General features: G+C 71.9%; 11 protein-coding genes and 2 pseudogenes. 11 read left to right on the top strand and 2 right to left on the bottom strand.

Features of this window, described 5'->3' with window-relative positions; all coding sequences use genetic code 11:
* From ACH47Z_RS21075 to ACH47Z_RS21090, 4 genes are all read left to right on the top strand, one after another.
* The coding region (locus ACH47Z_RS21075; protein ID WP_399075742.1) for a YncE family protein at positions 1 to 209 on the top strand (209 nt) is incomplete at its 5' end.
* Between the two features lie 1,235 nt (positions 210 to 1,444).
* Complete coding sequence (locus ACH47Z_RS21080) at positions 1,445 to 1,714, top strand: hypothetical protein (protein ID WP_399075745.1); 270 nt, start codon at positions 1,445 to 1,447, stop codon at positions 1,712 to 1,714.
* A 421-nt stretch (positions 1,715 to 2,135) separates the two neighbouring features.
* Positions 2,136 to 3,395 (top strand): FAD-dependent monooxygenase, encoded by a 1,260-nt coding sequence (locus tag ACH47Z_RS21085; RefSeq protein WP_399075747.1) that lies wholly within the window; start codon positions 2,136 to 2,138, stop codon positions 3,393 to 3,395.
* Between the two features lie 511 nt (positions 3,396 to 3,906).
* Positions 3,907 to 4,320, top strand: a complete 414-nt coding sequence (locus tag ACH47Z_RS21090) for an LppP/LprE family lipoprotein (protein ID WP_399075749.1) — start codon at positions 3,907 to 3,909, stop codon at positions 4,318 to 4,320.
* Here the strand turns inward: ACH47Z_RS21090 and ACH47Z_RS21095 are convergent.
* Positions 4,321 to 4,546: pseudogene (locus tag ACH47Z_RS21095) on the bottom strand (transposase); the annotation flags it as partial. It abuts the gene before it with no gap.
* A 1-nt stretch (position 4,547) separates the two neighbouring features.
* Positions 4,548 to 4,685, bottom strand: a pseudogene (locus ACH47Z_RS21100) (IS3 family transposase); the annotation flags it as partial.
* Positions 4,686 to 4,805: 120 nt separating this feature from the next.
* Here ACH47Z_RS21100 and ACH47Z_RS21105 point away from each other — a divergent pair.
* The 7 genes from ACH47Z_RS21105 (at position 4,806) to ACH47Z_RS21135 (ending at position 12,933) form a co-directional block, all read left to right on the top strand.
* Positions 4,806 to 5,000: a transposase gene (locus tag ACH47Z_RS21105; protein ID WP_399075896.1), complete on the top strand. Its 195-nt coding sequence runs from the start codon at positions 4,806 to 4,808 to the stop codon at positions 4,998 to 5,000.
* A gap of 251 nt (positions 5,001 to 5,251) precedes the next feature.
* Positions 5,252 to 6,085 carry a M55 family metallopeptidase gene (locus ACH47Z_RS21110; RefSeq protein WP_399075751.1) on the top strand — a complete coding sequence of 278 codons (834 nt, stop codon included), beginning with the start codon at positions 5,252 to 5,254 and terminating at the stop codon, positions 6,083 to 6,085.
* Positions 6,078 to 7,382 (top strand): M20/M25/M40 family metallo-hydrolase, encoded by a 1,305-nt coding sequence (locus ACH47Z_RS21115; protein ID WP_399075753.1) that lies wholly within the window; start codon positions 6,078 to 6,080, stop codon positions 7,380 to 7,382. Before ACH47Z_RS21110 ends, ACH47Z_RS21115 begins: the two co-directional genes overlap by 8 nt.
* A gap of 14 nt (positions 7,383 to 7,396) precedes the next feature.
* Positions 7,397 to 9,349, top strand: coding sequence for a prolyl oligopeptidase family serine peptidase (locus ACH47Z_RS21120; protein WP_399075755.1), 1,953 nt, complete (start codon positions 7,397 to 7,399; stop codon positions 9,347 to 9,349).
* Positions 9,346 to 10,269 (top strand): LD-carboxypeptidase, encoded by a 924-nt coding sequence (locus ACH47Z_RS21125; protein WP_399075757.1) that lies wholly within the window; start codon positions 9,346 to 9,348, stop codon positions 10,267 to 10,269. Before ACH47Z_RS21120 ends, ACH47Z_RS21125 begins: the two co-directional genes overlap by 4 nt.
* A gap of 54 nt (positions 10,270 to 10,323) precedes the next feature.
* Positions 10,324 to 10,875, top strand: coding sequence for a GNAT family N-acetyltransferase (locus tag ACH47Z_RS21130; RefSeq protein ID WP_399075759.1), 552 nt, complete (start codon positions 10,324 to 10,326; stop codon positions 10,873 to 10,875).
* Positions 10,876 to 10,980: 105 nt separating this feature from the next.
* On the top strand, positions 10,981 to 12,933 hold the full coding sequence (locus ACH47Z_RS21135; protein WP_399075761.1) for a DUF5107 domain-containing protein: 1,953 nt from the start codon (positions 10,981 to 10,983) through the stop codon (positions 12,931 to 12,933).
* The last annotated feature ends 9 nt before the right edge of the window (positions 12,934 to 12,942 follow it).

The raw sequence follows: 12,942 nt of genomic DNA on the forward strand, positions 1-12,942 counted from the left end.
GGGTGGCGGTGTCCCCGGACGGACGTCGGGCTTATGCGGTCAATGCCGGCTCGGATTCGGTGTCGGTGATCGACACGGCCACCAACCGCACCGTGGGCAACCCCATCGTTGTCGACGGATACCCGGTGTGGGTGGCGGTGTCCCCGGACGGACGTCGGGCCTACGCGGCCAACTCCGGCTCGGATTCGGTGTCGGTGATCAAGTTCTAGCCTCCCCTTTTCGCTTGGGGCGGCGGAGTCGAGTCGGGCGCGGTGGGCCGGTGGTTTTCGGCTGTTGGTCGCCGGGCGGGCCCGACGCCGGGGTCGGGTTCTCCAGGGATCCTCGGGTCGTAGGCGGGCAGGGACAAGTACCCCAGGTCATGTGGCCGGCCGTCGCAGGGCGGCGAGGTGGGCGAACGCGCTGACATGTTCGTGCTGCCATGGCCGGGTGGCGGCGATCCGCAGGCGGAGGTGGCGTCCGCCGCTTCTTCAAGTTCCTGTTCTCACAAGCTCGTCGGCATGTCATCGATCACGTGGGTGAGCTGTCCGGAGTGTCGCCACTACGTGCGGCAGGGGCAGGCGATCGCGGGACGGCTCTGCAAAGACCGCCCCACTACCGCCCCGCCCCACTGCACTCCCCACCTCCAGGCCGTTGACCAGGGAAATTACAGTGATCCGGCCGTAGTGCGCAGATGTAGTACTAGACTGACAAATCGGGATTAGTCCATCACCCCAAGCCACGGGAGATCATCATGGCGACAAGCGCCCGGAAGCGCATCCGACACCTCGTCGGTGCGTTTTGCGTTGCTGCGCTGCTGGTGGGCGTGACGAGTGCTGAGGCAATGCCTCAGACAACGAAGGCCGCGGCGGAATCGCCAAGCGGCGCACCAAACGTGCCCTGCGACGGCCCCGAGAACCCGCCAGGCTGTATCCCTTAGTGAGGCGGCCGCCGCTGACACGGCAGTGAAGTCGCGGCATGGCGTGGGCAGGACCATGGCTCGGAGCAGAACGAGCAGTTCGGGTCGGGTGGGATCAGTTCCAGCGCGGGTGACGCTCCGGTGGCACGGCTGCGGGCGAGGGTCACGGCCGGGAGGCGCCGGCGATCAGGCTCCAGCCCATCCATGAGTACCAGCGGGTCACCTGGGCCGTTTGAGTCGCTCCGGGTCTGATGGACAAGGAAAGAGGGCGGGAGTCGGTGAGGCTGACTCCCGCCCTCTTATGTCTGCATTCGCCCTGGACGCCGGCCGCTGTGACGTCCCGGCCAACGCGGCTTCGGAGGTCAGGGGCCGGCGAGGCTGTCACGGGGCCTGGCACCGGGCCGTCCTGGGCGATCCATATCAAGATCGCTTGCAGGTGTCAAGTTACGCCTTTCCGTGGCGTGACGACGCATGACCCGTTCGGGCTTACTCGAAACACGACCTTACTGATCCGGAGTGAGGCTCATCCACCGAAAGGAAGGACAGGTCATGTTTCGAACGAGAAGGAAGATCGCCAAGGTCGCGGCCATCACCGTAACCGCCGCAGGGGCGCTCCTGGGCGGCGGCGCCGCCGCCCAGGCCGCACCCGCCACGACGCACGCCACCACCGTGGCAAGCGTCAGCAGCTGGGGTGGCTGGGGTGGCTGGGGCGACGACGGCTGGGGCCACCACGGAGGCTGGGGTGGCTGGGGTGACTGCGGTCACCACGGAGGCTGGGGTGACTGGGGTGGCTGGGGCGGCTGGGGCGGCTGGGGGTAGCCGACCCGGGGCAGGCGGCACCGACGCTGCCCCGACTCCCGCGGCACCCCGAGGCGGCGCCTGACGGGCCGCGAGGAGCCCCCGGTCAGATCGCCAAGGCCCGGGCGCGGGTGCGGCAGACACACCTCAGGTGTGAGATCGCCGCACCCGCGCGCGGTGCCGGGCACAGGCTCCGCCCCCTTCTGTGCCCTCGGGCGCGCACCGACCCACAGGCACCAAGACCCAACCCACCGTGTCAACCGAGACTCAACCCAGGGAAGAGGAACCCATGCGACCACTACTCCAAGGACCCGACCGGCAGGGGACGCCGGCCGGGACCGCCCTCCCGCCGCTTGGCGGCCCCCCTCCGACACCGACCGCGCACCAGGGTGCCGCAGCCGCGATGCGGCCGCCCGGCCGTGCAGCCAGAACGGGACACGCCATGAAGATCGTGTGCGTCGGCGGTGGGCCGGGAGCGTTGTACTTCGCGATCGCGGCCAAGCGCCGCGATGCCGGCCATGACATCACCGTCATCGAACGCGACCCGCCGGGGGCCACCTACGGCTGGGGCGTGGGGTATGGGGACGACCTGCTCGACCACCTCTACCGCAACGACCCCGACAGCGCCCAGGCGGTGCGTGCGGCCTCGGCCCTGTGGCAAGACCAGGAGGTCCGCCGCGGGGAACAGACCGCGTATCTGGGCCGGTACGGCTACAGCATCGCCCGCGCCACCCTGCTCGACATCCTCACCCGACGCGCAACCGAGCTGGGGGTGGATGTCCAGCACCGCCGCAAGGTCGACGACCTGGCCGAGCTCGCCGACGCCGACTTGATCGTCGCCTGCGACGGGGCCAACAGCCGGGTGCGCCAGTTGCACGGCGACCACTTCGGCACCCGCCTGGAAGCCGGCCGCAACCCCTACATATGGCTGGGCACCGACAAGGTGTTCCCCCGCTTCACCTTCGCCTTCGAACCGACCCCGGCCGGGTGGATCTGGTTTTACGCCTACCCATCGAGCGCGGAAATCAGCACCTGCGTCGTCGAGTGCGCCCCAGAGACCTGGCGGGGGCTGGGGCTCGATACGCTCGACACCGCCGACGGTGTGCGGTTGCTGGAACAGATCTTCGCCTCCGCTCTGGACGGCCACGCGCTGCTTGGCCAGTCCCGGGGGGAACCGGCACGCTGGCAGCACTTCACCGAGGTACGCAACGCCACCTGGTGCCACGACAACGTGGTGCTGCTGGGGGATGCCGCCCACACCACCCACTACACCCTGGGCTCGGGCACCCGGCTGGCGCTGCTGGATGCGATCGAGCTCGCGCACAGCCTGTATACGGAGGCAGAGCTGCCTGCCGCTTTGCAGGCCTACGACAAGCGCCGCCGAGCCGCGCTCCATCCCGTGCAGGCCGCGGCCCGCACGAGCATGGCCTGGTTCGAGCATCTCGACCATTACCTTGAGCAGGATCTGGTGGACTTCGCCTACGCGATGTCGGTACGGCAGGGAGCTCAGGCGCCGTGGTACTACCAGTTGCACAGGGCCACCCAGGTCCCGGTGCTGCGCCGGGTACGACGGGAAGCCAACAGGGGTCTGCGGAGGTATCTGGCGCTGCGGCGCGGGGAGACTGCCCTCGGCACGGGCAGCGCCACCAGGAGGGCCACGACCACGGCGGCCCTGGCGGCACCGGCGGGGCACCAGCAGTGACGGCACCGGACAGGGCAGCCCCGGCAACCTGGACCACCGAACTTGTCGAGCCGTGATTCCTCATTTCCCTGGCGATTTTTCGGCCGGGCCGACTCGATGCAAACCCGAAGGACACGAACCCCACCGCAGTTCTTTTCTTCATCCCCCGCGATGCGGCCGCCCCGGCGCACGACGAAAATTCACCAACCCGTGCGCCGGGGCGAAAACTCTGCACCCCGGAAAGAAAAAACCCATGAGCACTCACCCATGCACACATCACCCGGTGCCCGCGGAGGCCGCACCTGCCCAGGGCTTGCCACTGGGACAGCCCAGGCCGGCACTCCGTTCCCGGTTCTTCTGCACCGCCCTCGCTGCCACCGCCGTCGTCTTGGCCCTGGCCCCCGCAGCGGCATCAGCCGCGTCCCCTTCCGTAGGGTCCCGGCCCGGTCCGAGCGTTGCGACGATCGGGGTGCTGCCTGGCTCCTCCCGGGCCGACGTGCCCAGTCCCAGCGCGATCGCGCGGGTGATGACCATGACCGTCGAGACAGGCGACCCCTCGGAGCATTTCGCGCCGTCCAGTGCCCCGGTCACGGTAGCGGACGGGTCCGGCGGTTATCTGACCGCGGTGATCGGCACCCGGTCTCCGAGCGTGGACGGGCGCGGGCAACTGGTCTTTTTCTGGCATGGCACGACGTTTGTCGGCTGGGACAGCAGCAGCGAAAGCCCGGCCATTCAATCCATCACTCCTGGAAAACCCGGGGTCATCCGAGTCACCTACGCCCACTACGGGCCCGATGACGGATTGTGCTGCCCCTCCCTGCCCTCGGTCACGATCGAATACCGGTGGAGTGGGAATGGCTTCACCCTCTCGGGGATGCCACCAAAACGGCCGGGTTCCACTGCCCCGGGGCGGGTACTGCTGTCGCCGGGACGGGGAAGCAGCTGATCAGCTGGGGTTCGGCAGTTGGGCAAGCCGTTCGAGGGCGGCGGTGATGTGGTTGGTCCAGGGCCAGTGGCGGGCGAGGCGGAGGATGCGTCGGCGGCGGGTGGTGACGAGCTGTCCGGCCGTGGTGAAACAGGCGGAGCCGCAGACGGCGGGGCTCCCCGAGCCTGGCCCTGCCGGTCAGTGCGAGCATCGGCATCCAGCCGAGCAGGTCGAGCGCGGTCTGCACGCAGCCGGCCGAGCGAGGCTTGTCGGCGGCGTCGGTGGTAGGTCCTCTCGATCATGGCCGCGTTGTCGCCTGCCGCCCCGACCCTTCCTGTCGAACCGGCCACCCCGTGGCCGTCGAGCGCCCGAACGAATGTCCGTGACTCGTCGCACGCCTGGCCAGGCAACTGCCGGCCCGCTGCCGAGAGACAACCGAGACCGTCCGGGACCTGGAAGCCGAGAACACCGCCCTCGTCAACCGACGGGCCCCGGCTCTCCTGGAGATTCCCGGCTGCCGTGCTCTCACCGTGGCAAAGATCCTCGGTGAGACCGCCGGGATCACACGCTTCAAGTCGAAGAACGCCTACGCACGGCACAACGGGACCGCGCCTCTGCCCGTGTCGTCCGGCAACCGCGAACGTCACCCGTCTCAGCCGCATGGGAAACCGCCGGCTCAACGTCGCACTACACCGCATTGAGATCATGCAAGCCCACTACCACCCCGAAGCACGAGACTCCCCACAGCGCCGCCGCCAGGCCGGAGACACCAGCACAGAATCAATCCGCGTCCTCAAACGCAGCCTTTCCGACGGAGCCACAGATCCACCTCGCAGCAGCTGCTTGACATAGGAGCAAGCGGACGTGACCGGAAATCGCGACCCGTGCGGTGCTCTCAACCTCCTCCCCGCCTCGTAGGAGGTTCCCTCACCGGCGCGTAACGTGAAGCAGCATGAAGATCCTCATCAGTGCCGACATGGAAGGCGCCACCGGCGTCACATGGCCCGCCGATGTGCTGCCGGGGACGCCGCAGTGGGAGCGGTGCCGGGCGATGTTCACCTCGGACGTGAACGCCGCCGTGCAGGGTTTCTTCGACGGCGGGGCCGATCAGGTGCTCGTCAACGAGGCCCACTGGACGATGCGCAATCTGCTGCTGGAGCGGCTCGACGAGCGGGTCGAGATGCTCACCGGGCGGCACAAGGCGCTGTCCATGGTGGAGGGTGTGCAGCACGGCGATGTCGACGCCATCGCCTTCGTGGGCTATCACGCGGGCGCAGGCATGGAGGGCGTCCTCGCCCACACCTACCTCGCCAACCAGATCACCGGGGTGTGGCTGAACGACGTCCGCGCCAGCGAGGGTCTGCTCAACGCGCATGTCGTCGCCGAGTACGGCGTGCCCGTCGTCCTCGTCACCGGTGACGACGTGGCCTGCGAGGACGCGCTCGGTTACGCCCCCGAGGCGCTGAAGGTCGCCGTCAAGGACCATGTGTCGCGGTACGCGGCGGTGTGCCGGACTCCCGCGCGCACCGCCGCCGACATCCGCGCGGCCGCGAAGGAGGCCGCACGGCTGGCGGTGCGTCAGGAACCTGCGGAGGCGGGGCCGTTCACCGTCGCCGTGGAGTTCGACGCCGAGCATCTGGCGATGGCCGCCACGGTCGTCCCCGGGGTCGCACGGATCGGGGAGCGGAAGGTGGCGTACACCAGCGCCACGATGTACGAGGGGATCCGGACGTTCAAGGCGGTCACCACGATCGCCTCCGCCGCCGTGGAGGAGCAGTATGGCTGACCAGCAGGCCCTGGACGAGGTCGTGGAGTTCACCTCCGCACTCATCCGCATCGACACCACCAACCGGGGCGGCGGGGACTGCCGGGAGCGGCCCGCCGCCGAGTACGCCGCCGAGCGGCTGGCCGGTGCGGGCCTGGAGCCCCTGCTGCTGGAGCGTACACCGGGCCGGACCAACGTCGTCGCCCGGATCGAGGGCACCGACCCCGGCGCCGACGCGCTGCTCGTCCACGGTCACCTCGACGTGGTGCCCGCCGAGGCCGCCGACTGGAGCGTGCACCCCTTCTCCGGGGAGATCCGGGACGGGGTGGTGTGGGGGCGCGGCGCCGTCGACATGAAGAACATGGACGCGATGATCCTCGCCGTCGTGCGTGCCTGGGCCAGGCTGGGCGTCCGGCCGCGCCGGGACATCGTCGTCGCCTTCACCGCCGACGAGGAGGCCAGCGCCGAGGACGGCTCCGGGTTCCTCGCCGACCACCACCCCGAGCTGTTCGAGGGCTGCACCGAGGGCGTCAGCGAGTCCGGCGCCTTCACCTTCCACGACGGTGCCGGCCGGGAGCTCTACCCGATCGCGGCCGGCGAGCGCGGCACCGGCTGGCTGAAGCTGACCGCGCGCGGCCGGGCCGGACACGGCTCCAAGGTGAACCCGGAGAACGCGGTCACCCGGCTCGCCGCCGCCGTCACCCGCATCGGCGAGCACACCTGGCCGCTCCGCCTCACCCCGACCGTGCGCGCCGCGCTCACCGAACTCGCCGCTCTGTACGGCATCGACGCCGACTTCACCGACGTGGACCGGCTGCTGGACAAGCTCGGCCCGGCCGCCAAGCTGGTGGAGGCCACCGTACGCAACAGCGCCAACCCCACCATGCTGGAAGCGGGTTACAAGCTCAACGTCATTCCCGGCGAGGCCGTCGCCTACGTCGACGGGCGCTGTCTGCCCGGCGGCGAGGAGGAGTTCACCGCCACCCTCGACCGGCTGACCGGCCCGGACGTGAGCTGGGAGTTCGCGCACCGGGAGGTGGCCCTCGAGGCGCCCGTGGACTCGCCGACGTACGCGAAGATGCGGGCCGCCGTCGAGGAGTTCGCGCCCGAGGGGCATGTGGTGCCGTACTGCATGTCGGGCGGCACGGACGCCAAGCAGTTCTCCCGGCTCGGCATCACCGGCTACGGCTTCGCTCCGCTGAAGCTGCCCGAGGACCTCGACTACCAGGCCCTGTTCCACGGCGTGGACGAGCGCGTACCCGTCGAGGCGCTCCACTTCGGCGTCCGCGTCCTCGACCGGTTCCTGCGCACCGCCTAGAAGGAGGACATGAGGTGCTGACCGCGCCGTACGGAACCTGGCCGTCCCCCGTCGACGCGGCGCTGGCCGCCGCGCACGACGGACAGCCGGAGTGGGTGGGCTTCGTCGGGGACGAGGTGTGGTGGACCGAGCCCCGGCCGGGCGAGGGCGGCCGCCGGGCGCTGGTGCGCCGTACGAACCAGGGCACGGAGGAGACGGTGCTGCCCGCGCCGTGGAACGTGCGCAACCGGGTCGTCGAGTACGGCGGCCGCCCCTGGACCGGCGAGGTGTACGACGGCCGGCCCCTGATCGTCTTCACACACCTCGCCGACCAGCGGCTGTACCGGTACGAGCCCGGCGGCGAGCCGCGCCCGCTGACCCCGCTCTCCCCGGTGGGCGCCGGGCTGCGCTGGGCGGAACCGCACCTGGACCTGGAACGCGGTGAAGTGTGGTGCGTGCTGGAGGAGTTCACCGGGGACGGCCCCGGCGACGTCCGGCGGGTCCTGGCCGCCGTACCGCTGGACGGCTCCGCCGCCGAGGACCGCTCCGCCGTCCGTGAACTCACCGACGGCCGAAGCCGGTTCGTCACCGGCCCGCGCGTCTCGCCCGACGGCCGCCGGGCCGCCTGGCTCGCCTGGGACCATCCGCGGATGCCGTGGGAGGGGACGGAACTGCTCGTCGGCGAGATCGGTGTCGACGGCGTACTGCATGCCGTCCACACGGTCGCCGGCGGGCCGCGCGAGGCGATCGCGCAGGCCGAATGGTCTGCGGACGGCGGTCTTCTGTACACGAGCGACCGCGGCGGCTGGTGGAACCTCTACCGGGACGGCACCCCGCTCTGCCCGCGCGAGGAGGAGTTCGCCGGGCCGCTGTGGCGGCCGGGCCTGCGCTGGTTCGCGCCGCTGGACAGCGGGCTGATCGCGGTCGTCCACGGCAGGGGGTCGACCGGACTCGGGATATTGGACGCGGTGTCCGGGGAGATCGTCGACGCCGCCGGACCGTGGACCGAGTTCGCCGGCACGCTCGCCGCGCACGGCGGCCGGGTCGTCGCGGTCGGCGCCGGTCCGCGCACCGGGTACGAGGTGGTCGAGCTGGACACCGTCACCGGCCGGGCTCGCGCCGTCGGCGCCCGGCACCGGGACGCCGTCGACCCCGCCTACTACCCCGAGCCCCGCATCCGCACCTTCACCGGCGAGGACGGCCGCGAGGTGCACGCGCACGTCTACCCGCCGCACCACCCCGCCCGCACCGCACCCGACGGCGAGGCACCGCCGTACGTCATCTGGGCGCACGGCGGACCCACCAGCCGGGTGCCGCCCGTGCTGGACCTCGCCATCGCCTACTTCACCTCGCGGGGCATCGGGGTCGCCGAGGTGAACTACGGCGGCTCCACCGGATACGGCCGCGCCTACCGGGAGCGGCTGCGCGAACGGTGGGGCGTGGTCGACGTCGAGGACTGCGCGGCCGTCGCCCGTGCCCTCGCCGAGGAGGGCACCGCCGACCCCGCCCGGCTCGCCGTCCGGGGCGGCAGCGCGGGCGGCTGGACCGCCGCCGCCTCCCTGACCACCACCGACGTCTACGCCTGCGGCACCATCGTGTACCCCGTCCTCGACCTCGCCACCTGGGGCCCGGGGGAGACCCACGACTTCGAGTCCCGCTACCTGGAGTCGCTGGTCGGGCCCCTCGCCGAGGTCCCGGCCCGGTACGCCGAGCGCTCGCCCACCAGCCACGCCGACCGGCTCACCGTGCCGTTCCTGCTGCTCCAGGGCCTGGACGACGTGATCTGCCCGCCCGCCCAGTGCGAACGCTTCCTCGCCCGGATCGCGGGCCGGGGCGTGCCGCACGCCTACCTCACCTTCGCGGGGGAGGGGCACGGGTTCCGGCGGGCCGAGACGATGGTGCGCGCGCTGGAGGCGGAGATGTCCTTGTACGCTCAGGTGTTCGGGCTGGACGTGCCCGATGTCCCGAGACTGGAGCTGCACCCGTGAAGGAACTCGTCAGGCCCGCGCGGCTGGCCGCCGGCGCCCGTGTCGCCGTCGTCGCCACCAGCGGACCTGTGCCCGAGGAACGGCTCCAGGCCGGGCTCGACGTGCTGCGCGGCTGGGACCTCGACCCGGTCGTCGCGCCCCATGTCCTCGACCGGCACGGCGAGTTCGGCTATCTCGCGGGCACCGACGCCGACCGCGCGGCCGACCTGCAGAACGCCTGGTGCGCCCCGACCGTGGACGCCGTGCTGTGTGCCCGCGGCGGCTACGGCGCACAGCGCATGGTCGACCTGCTGGACTGGGAGGCGATGCGCGCGGCCGGACCGAAGGTCTTCGTCGGCTTCAGCGACGTCACCGTCCTGCACGAGGCCTTCGCCGCCCGTCTCGGCCTCGCCACCCTGCACGGGCCGATGGCGGCCGGGATCGACTTCATCAAGAACGCTCGCGCACAGGACCATCTGCGGGACACGCTCTTCGCCCCGGAGACCGTGCGCACCATCGCCTCCGGCGGTACGGCCCTCGTGCCCGGCCGCGCCCGCGGTGTCACCGTCGGCGGTTGTCTCGCCATGCTCGCCTCCGAACTCGGCACCCCGCACGCCCGCCCCTCGGCGGCCGGCGGGCTGCTGTGCCTGGAGGACGTCGGCGAGGAGCCGTACCGTCTGGACCGCTGTCTCACCCAGCTCCTGCGCGCCGGCTGGCTGGACGGTGTGCGCGGAATCCTGCTCGGCTCCTGGGAACGCTGCGGCGACTACGCCCGGGTACGGCCGCTGCTCGCCGACCGGCTCGGCGGGCTCGGGGTGCCGGTGGTGGAGGAGTTCGGTTTCGGTCACTGCGCGGGCGCGCTGACCATCCCGTTCGGTGTCGCGGCCGAACTCGACGCGGACACCGGCACGTTGACGCTGGACGAGCCCGCCCTGCGCTGACCTGCCCGCGCATTTCCGGAGGCGGCACGGCCGGTGGCGTCGTACGCTGGCCGGATGCCGCACACCGCACCCCACTGGCTCGCCGAGGGACCCCGCGTGGCCGTCCGCCACTTCACCCTCGAGGACGGACCCGAGTTCACGGCCCGTAGCCGCGAGAGCAAGGACCTGCACCGGCCGTGGCTGTTCCCGCCGGACACCGACGAGGCCTTCGCCGCCTACGCCGGCCGGCTGATCGAGGACCCCACCAAGGCCGGTTTCCTGGTGTGCGAGCGGGACAGCGGGGACATCGCCGGGTTCATCAACATCAACAACATCGTCCGGGGCGGCTTCCAGTGCGGCGCCCTCGGCTACGGCGCCTTCGCCCACGCCGCCGGGCGCGGTCTGATGCGCGAGGGCCTCGACCTGGTCATCGGGTACGCCTTCGGGCCGCTGGGCCTGCACCGGCTGGAGATCAACGTCCAGCCCGGGAACACCGCCTCGATCGCCCTCGCCCGGGGCGCCGGTTTCCGGCTGGAGGGCTTCTCGCCCGCCATGATCTACATCGACGGCGCCTGGCGCGACCACGAACGCTGGGCGCTGACCGCGGAGATGCGCACGGGCCACTGATCCCTCCGTCGCGGCGAGGAGAACCTCCGTCGTCGCGGCCTTTGCGCAATCCTGACCGGCACCTCCCCTGGCCGACTCACCGCACGCCGGGTTCCATGGGGACTCGTGACGAGGATCCGACGTGAGGTACTGACCCTGCCCGCCGCGCAGTTGGGGCCGGACAACCCGCTGCCCCCGCTGCACCCCCTCGACGAGGTCCACCGCATCGACGCCCGCGACCGGGACGGCATGCCGACAGACATGGCCCGCCAGCTCGGCTACGAGCCGCTGACCAGCCTGCTCCCGGTCCGGGTCCGCGACGGCTACGGCAGGAACCGCGAACCCCGTGCCCTCGACGCCCTGGTGATCGAGAACGACCGGCTGCGCGCCACCGTCCTGCCCGGCCTCGGCGGCCGTATCGCCTCCCTGGTCCACCTGCCCACGGGACGCGAACTCCTCTACCGCAACCCGGTGTTCCAGCCCGCGAACTTCGCGCTCAACGGCGCCTGGTACTCCGGCGGCATCGAGTGGAACATCGGCGCCACCGGCCACACCGCCCTCTCCTGCGCCCCCCTGCACGCCGCCCGCGTCCCCGCCCCCGACGGCGGCGAGATGCTGCGGCTGTGGGAGTGGGAGCGGCTGCGCGACCTGCCGTTCCAGGTCGACCTGTGGCTGCCGGAGGGCTCCGACTTCCTCTACGTCGGCGTCCGGATCCGCAATCCGCACGAGCGACCCGTGCCCACGTACTGGTGGTCCAACATCGCCGTGCCCGAGGAGGTACGCGTCCTCGCCCCCGCCGAGGAGGCCTGGCAGTTCGGCTACGAGCGCCGTCTGCGCCGGGTCCCCGTCCCGTCGTACGACGGCGTCGACCGCACCCACCCCCTCAACAGCCCTTACGCCGCCGACTACTTCTACGAGATGCCGGACGGACGGCGCCGCTGGATCGCCGCGGTGGACGCCGACGGGCACGGGCTCGCGCAGACCTCCACCGACACCCTGCGCGGCCGCAAGCTCTTCGTGTGGGGCCACCGGCCCGGCGGCCGGCGCTGGCAGCAGTGGCTGACCGAACCCGGCACCGGCGGCTACTGCGAGATCCAGGCCGGCCTCGCCCGCACCCAGCTCGAACACGTCCGGCTGGACGCCGAGAGCGAGATGTCCTGGCTGGAGGCGTACGGTCCCCTCGACGCGCCGGGTGCGGGGGAGTGGGCCCAGGTGGTCCAGGGGGCCGAGGACCGGCTGGAGGCGGCCCTGCCCCGCGCCCGCGTCGAGCAGGCGTACACGGCCTGGCAGCCGTACGCCGACACCGAACCCGGCGAGACCCTGGCCACCGGCTCCGGCTGGGGCGCCCTCGAGGTCCTGCGCGCCGACTGGAAACTGCCCGGCACCCCCTTCCCCGAGTCCACCCTCGGCGAGGCCCAGGCACCCTGGCGGGAACTGCTGCGCACCGGCTCACTGCCCGAGCCGCGCCGGGTACGGCCGCCCGGCGAGACACTCGTCGCACCGCACTGGCGGGACATGCTGGAGACCGCGCCCGCCACCCCGCACACCGAGTACCACCTCGGCGTCGCCCAGTGGCACGCCGGCGACCGCGCCCAGGCCGTCCGCAGCTGGGAACGCGCGCTCCAACTGGCGCCCTCCCTCTGGCCGTTGCTGCGCTGCCTCGCCGTGGCCGACCAGGCCTCCGGCCACCACGAACGGGCCGCCGAACGGTACGCGGACGCCTTCGACGACCTGTGCCGCGAGCGGCGCGACGACGGCGAGTCCTGGACCGCCGCCCAGGCCGCGCTCGGCCGCGAGGCCGTGCCGGCCCTGCTCCGCGTCCGGCGCACGGCGGACGCCCGAGCGGTCTGGGACCGGCTGCTGCCCGCCGTCCGCGAGCGCGGCCGCTTCCGGCTCCTCGAGGCCGAGCTGCTGCTCGCCGAGGGGCGGGCCGACGCGGCACGGGCCGTCTTCGACGCGGGCTTCGAGGTCGCCGACCTGCGGGAGGGCGAGGAGGCGCTCGGCCGGCTGTGGTCCCGGCTCACCGACGAGCCGCTGCCCGCCCGCCACGACTTCCGGATGCGGCCGGACAGGCCCTGACCCCGACCC

It is taken from the genome of Streptomyces sp. NPDC020192, assembly GCF_044388685.1.
Classification (GTDB): Bacteria; Actinomycetota; Actinomycetes; order Streptomycetales; family Streptomycetaceae; genus Streptomyces.

Coding starts and splice junctions, on each gene's coding strand:
- ACH47Z_RS21110 (WP_399075751.1), top strand. CDS start 5,252: ATGAAGATCCTCATCAGTGCCGACATGGAAGGCGCCACCGGCGTCACA.
- ACH47Z_RS21090 (WP_399075749.1), top strand. CDS start 3,907: ATGACCGTCGAGACAGGCGACCCCTCGGAGCATTTCGCGCCGTCCAGT.
- ACH47Z_RS21130 (WP_399075759.1), top strand. CDS start 10,324: ATGCCGCACACCGCACCCCACTGGCTCGCCGAGGGACCCCGCGTGGCC.
- ACH47Z_RS21085 (WP_399075747.1), top strand. CDS start 2,136: ATGAAGATCGTGTGCGTCGGCGGTGGGCCGGGAGCGTTGTACTTCGCG.
- ACH47Z_RS21080 (WP_399075745.1), top strand. CDS start 1,445: ATGTTTCGAACGAGAAGGAAGATCGCCAAGGTCGCGGCCATCACCGTA.
- ACH47Z_RS21115 (WP_399075753.1), top strand. CDS start 6,078: ATGGCTGACCAGCAGGCCCTGGACGAGGTCGTGGAGTTCACCTCCGCA.